This window comes from Acidocella sp., from assembly GCF_013044125.1.
Classification (GTDB): Bacteria; Pseudomonadota; Alphaproteobacteria; order Acetobacterales; family Acetobacteraceae; genus Acidocella.
This window is the reverse complement of record NZ_JABEVC010000030.1, coordinates 1-4,613: the sequence shown is the minus strand read 5'-3', so window position 1 is coordinate 4,613 and position 4,613 is coordinate 1. Positions and strand designations below refer to the sequence as shown.

Here is a 4,613-nt window from a genome sequence, read left to right as displayed (position 1 = left end):
GGGCGATGGGATTCGAACCCACGACCCCAACCTTGGCAAGGTTGTGCTCTACCCCTGAGCTACGCCCGCTCATGGCGTGAGCGGCTCTTTAAGGCCCCTTGAGGAGGATTGCAAGCCTCCCCCCGCATGTTCGTTGGCGTGGGGTGTGAGCGCGCGGATTGATACTATATACTGCCTCAAGGAAACCCATACGGATCAAGAGTGATGAGCAGCCTTTTCAGTACCGAGACCGATGCGACTCCGGCGCCGCCGCCGGCTAATATGATTATCGACAGTGACCAGACCAGTTTTATGGCGGATGTGGTTGATGCGTCGCGTGAAATTCCCGTGCTGGTGGATTTCTGGGCGACGTGGTGCGGCCCGTGCAAAACCCTGACGCCGGTGCTGGAAAAAACCGTGCGCGCGCAGGGCGGGCGGGTGCGGCTGGTAAAAATCGACATCGACAAGAACCAGGCGCTGGTGGCGCAGCTCACCCGCATGGGGCTGCCGTTGCAGTCGGTGCCGACTGTGGTGGCGTTCTGGCAGGGGCAGGTGGCTGATACCTTCTCCGGTGCGCTGCCGGAGAGCGAGGTGAAGCGATTCGTGGAAGGGTTGCTGAAGCTGGCCGGGTCGGCGGCGCCAGGGGCGGAGCTGATCGCGCAGGGCAAGGAATTTCTGGAACAGGGCGATGCCGAATCGGCGGCGCAGCATTTCGCGGCCGCGGTGCAGGCGGACCGGGAAAAGCCGGAGGCATGGTCCGGTCTGGCGCGGGCGCTGATCGCGCTGGGTGATGAGGAGCAGGCTGGCGAGGTGCTGGCGGGGGTGCCGGAGAAGCTGGCGGAGCATGCTGAAATCGCAGGGGCGCGCTCGGCGCTGGCGCTGGCGGCCGAGGGGCGCAAGGCGCAGGGCGCGCGCGCCGGGCTGGAGGCGCGGCTGGCGGCTGATCCGGATGATTTCGAGGCGCGCTACGAGTTGGCGACGGCGCTGAACGCCTCGGGCGAGCGTGGCGCGGCGGCGGATGCGCTGCTGGACATCGTGCGCCGTAACCGGGCCTGGAACGAGGATGCCGCGCGGCTGCAACTGCTGAAGTTCTTCGAGGCCTGGGGGTTTGACGATGAGGCCACCATGGCGGCGCGGCGCAAGCTTTCAGCGCTGTTGTTTCGCTAGTGTCCTGCCCCTGAAGTCCGCCGCATCTCGCGGTGGACGGAAGGGACAAGCAGGCCACTGAGAACAAAGCGCTAGTGTCCCGTGAGGGAAGATGTTTTGATGTTACGAACTTTGGAATTGGGACACTCGCGCATGGCGGTTTTGCCCCCCGCGTTGGAAAATCTGCCGGAGGAGTTCGCGGTGTTTCCCCTGGCGGGCGCGCTGCTGCTGCCCGGCGGGCGGTTGCCGCTGAACATCTTCGAGCCGCGTTACCTCGCTTTGGTGGAGGATGCGCTGGCCTCTGGACGGATGCTGGGGATGGTGCAGCCCGACAAGCGGCTGGCGCGCGGCGGCAACGGCCCCGGCCTGTACCGCATTGGCTGCCTGGGGCGGATATCCGCGTTTGAGGAGAGTGGCGACGGGCGTTACCTCATCACGCTGACCGGGGTGGCGCGGTTTACCCTTGTCGAGGAAGTGGAGAAGCGGCGCGGCTACCGCCGGGTACGCGGCGCCTTTAGCGGTTTTGCGGCCGATTTGCAGGAGCCGCAGGCGGGGTTGCCCTTCGAGCGGAGCGTATTGCTGGCCGCCCTGCGGCGTTATTTCGCCAAGGCCGGGGTGGAGGCGAACTGGGACACCATCGCGCAAATGCCCGACGCGGCGCTGGTGGTCTCGCTCGCCATGGCCTGCCCTTTTGACGTTGAGGAGAAACAGGCTTTGCTGGAGGCGCGCGATGAGGCCGAACGCGCCCGCGCGCTGCTGGCGCTGCTGGAGATCAATGCCTTCGAGGATGGGCATGGCGAAGATGACGATGAACCGAAAGCGAGTTGAGCATGGATAAAGAAGAGAAAGAACCGCCGGTCGACCCGCGGCTGCTTGAGATACTGGTCTGCCCGTTGACCCGCGGACCGTTGACCTATGACCGTGAGCACGGCGAGCTGATCAGCCCCAAGGCCGGCCTGGCGTATCCGATTCGCAACGGCATCCCGATCATGCTGGCGGAAGAAGCCCGCGTGCTCGAGCCGTGAGCACGCCGGCGCAGATCAAGCTGAGGCGGGCGGAAAACCTGCTCGAACTGAGCTATGAGGATGGCCGCGTGCTGAGCCTGCCGGCGGAGTATCTGCGGGTGGAGAGCCCCAGCGCCGAAGTGCAGGGGCATGGGCCGGGGCAGGCGGTGCTGGTGACGGGCAAGATGCATGTCGGCATCATCGGCATTGAGCCGGCCGGCAATTACGCGCTGCGGCTGAGTTTTTCTGACGGGCATGACACCGGGATATTTTCCTGGGACTATCTTGAGGAACTGGGGCGCGAACACGCCATCCGCTGGCGGCGTTACCTGCAACGGCTGGAAGCCGCGGGCGCCAGCCGCGCGTGATGGAACAGGACGAGGCCGAGCCGGTTATCAGTGAACGCCGGATGCGGCTGATGGCGGTGATCATCGCGACCGCTCTGTTCATGCAGAATTTGGACTCCACCGTTATCGCCACCGCGCTGCCGGCAATGGCGCGCAGTTTCCATGCGCCGCCGCTGCATATGAGCGTGGCGTTGACCTCGTATCTGATCAGTCTTTCGGTGTTCATCCCGGCCAGCGGCTGGGTGGCGGACCATTTCGGCGCGCGCCAGGTGTTTCGCATCGCGATCATGATTTTCACCCTGGCCTCGGTGGCCTGCGGGATGGCGCCAAACCTTGGGTTTCTGGTTGCCGCGCGGGTGGTGCAGGGGCTGGGCGGGGCGATGATGCTGCCCGTCGGGCGGCTGGTGCTGCTGCGCTCGGTCAGCCGCGCGCAGATGGTGGTGGCGATGTCCTGGCTGACCATGCCGGCGCTTGTCGGCCCGATTCTGGGGCCGCCGCTGGGCGGGTTCATCGTCACATATTTTTCCTGGCGCTGGGTGTTCGATATCAACGTGCCGATCGGCATTATCGGGGTGATCGCGGTGAGCCTGTTCATTCCCGACAGCCGTGAGGCCGGGCGGGGCGGTAGGCTGGACTCCTGGGGGCTGATCCTGACAGGGTTTGCCATGGCGGCGATGATGGCGGGGTTCGAGACCGCGGGGCGCAGTCTGGTGCCGCTCTCCTGGACGCTGGGGGCGCTGGCGGCCGGCGCGGGTGCGGTTTGGCTGTATCTGTTGCACATGCGCCGTCACCCGCAGCCGGTGCTGGATTTCTCCCTGCTGCGGATACCGACCTTTGCCAATTCAGTGGTGGCGGGAAGCTTGTTCCGCATTGCCGTGGGGGCGTTGCCGTTTCTGCTGCCGCTGATGCTGCAGCTTGGATTCGGCAAGTCGCCGATGCAGAGCGGGCTGATCACCTTTGCCTCGGCGGCCGGGGCGCTGGCGATGAAGCCCGCCGCGCAGCCGTTGCTGCGGCGGTTCGGCTTCCGGAGCGTGCTGATGCTCAACGGCTTTGTCGCGGCGTTGTTCATCATGGCCTGCGCCAGTTTTCAGCCGGGCTGGCCGCCGCTGGTGTTGGATGGGATTTTGCTGCTGGGCGGGTTTTTCCGTTCGTTGCAGTTCACCGCTTTCAACACCATTGCCTATGGCGATATTCCGCGCGCGCGGATGTCCGCCGCGACCTCGCTCTATTCTACCATTCAGCAGCTCACGCTGACCTTGGGGATCGTGGTGGGGGCCACCACGCTGGAGCTTTCCGCCCGGTGGCACCAGCACGCCGTGGCGATGAAATCCGACTACGCGATGGGATTCATCGTGGTTGGGCTGTTCTCAATGATGGCGGTGCCGTTTTGCGCGCGGTTGCGCCCGGATGCAGGGCAGGCGTTGAGCGGCCACCGCGGGTAGCTCAGATCTCCCAGGCCGTGGTGGCCAGACGTGCGGTGTGGATGCCGCATTCGGTCTTTTTCTGTCCGGCCCAGCGGCCGGAGCGTTTGTCCTGGCCGGGCAGCGGGCGCAGCGTGCAGGTGGCGCAGCCGATGGAGGTGTACCCCTGGGCCTGGAGCGGGTGGCGCGGCAGGCCGTGGGTGATGAAATAGGCATCCATTTCGTCATCGCTCCAGAAGGCCAGCGGGTTGACCGTGGTGCGGCCGTCGGCCCCTGGTTCCACCAGTTGCAGATTGGCCCGCCCGCCGCCCTGAACGCGCTTGCGCCCGGTGATCCAGGCGGTGAAGCCTTCCAGGGCTTCGTCCAGCGGGTTGGTCTTGCGGATGGCGCAGCACAGTTCGGTGTCGCGCTCCCAGAGCGTCCCCTCGGGGTCCCAGGTGGTGAGCTGCGCCGGGCTGGGGCGGATGTTGCGCACGCCGGTGAGGCCGAGCTGGGCGATCAACGCGTCGCGGTAGGCCAGGGTTTCGGGGAAGAGTTTGCCGGTTTCGAGAAAGATCACCGGGGTGGCGTTGTCGATTTGCGCGGCCATATGCAGCAGGATAGCCGATTCGGTGCCGAAGGAGGATACCAGGGCGATTTTGCCGGCGAAACGGGAGGTGATGGCGTCAGCCAGCACGGCCTGCCCGGCGGCGGGGTCTACCGTGTCGAGCATCAGG

The 4,613-nt window shown here is 65.7% G+C and carries 6 protein-coding genes; 5 read left to right on the top strand and 1 reads right to left on the bottom strand.

What is annotated here, in order from left to right; genetic code table 11:
- Nucleotides 1-204 precede the first annotated feature (204 nt).
- The 5 genes from HKL97_RS01555 to HKL97_RS01535 all read left to right on the top strand — a co-directional run bounded on the left by HKL97_RS01555 (nt 205) and on the right by HKL97_RS01535 (nt 3,918).
- Nucleotides 205-1,146: a tetratricopeptide repeat protein gene (locus HKL97_RS01555; protein WP_291422181.1), complete on the top strand. Its 942-nt coding sequence runs from the start codon at nt 205-207 to the stop codon at nt 1,144-1,146.
- Nucleotides 1,147-1,278: 132 nt separating this feature from the next.
- Nucleotides 1,279-1,953 carry an LON peptidase substrate-binding domain-containing protein gene (locus HKL97_RS01550; RefSeq protein WP_291422179.1) on the top strand — a complete coding sequence of 225 codons (675 nt, stop codon included), beginning with the start codon at nt 1,279-1,281 and terminating at the stop codon, nt 1,951-1,953.
- 2 nt (nt 1,954-1,955) lie between these two features.
- Nucleotides 1,956-2,150 carry a Trm112 family protein gene (locus HKL97_RS01545; RefSeq protein WP_291422177.1) on the top strand — a complete coding sequence of 65 codons (195 nt, stop codon included), beginning with the start codon at nt 1,956-1,958 and terminating at the stop codon, nt 2,148-2,150.
- A complete protein-coding gene (locus HKL97_RS01540) occupies nt 2,147-2,497 on the top strand; it encodes a DUF971 domain-containing protein (protein WP_291422175.1) in 351 nt (116 codons plus the stop codon). Before HKL97_RS01545 ends, HKL97_RS01540 begins: the two co-directional genes overlap by 4 nt.
- Entirely contained in the window at nt 2,497-3,918 is a 1,422-nt protein-coding gene (locus HKL97_RS01535) for an MFS transporter (protein WP_291422172.1), read from the top strand. Before HKL97_RS01540 ends, HKL97_RS01535 begins: the two co-directional genes overlap by 1 nt.
- 1 nt (nt 3,919) lies before the next feature.
- On the opposite strand, the gene HKL97_RS01530 is transcribed toward HKL97_RS01535, so the two are convergent.
- The gene (locus HKL97_RS01530; RefSeq protein ID WP_291422183.1) at nt 3,920-4,609 is read right to left on the bottom strand and encodes a phosphoadenylyl-sulfate reductase; all 690 of its coding nucleotides are present in this window, start codon (nt 4,607-4,609) and stop codon (nt 3,920-3,922) included.
- Nucleotides 4,610-4,613 lie beyond the last annotated feature (4 nt).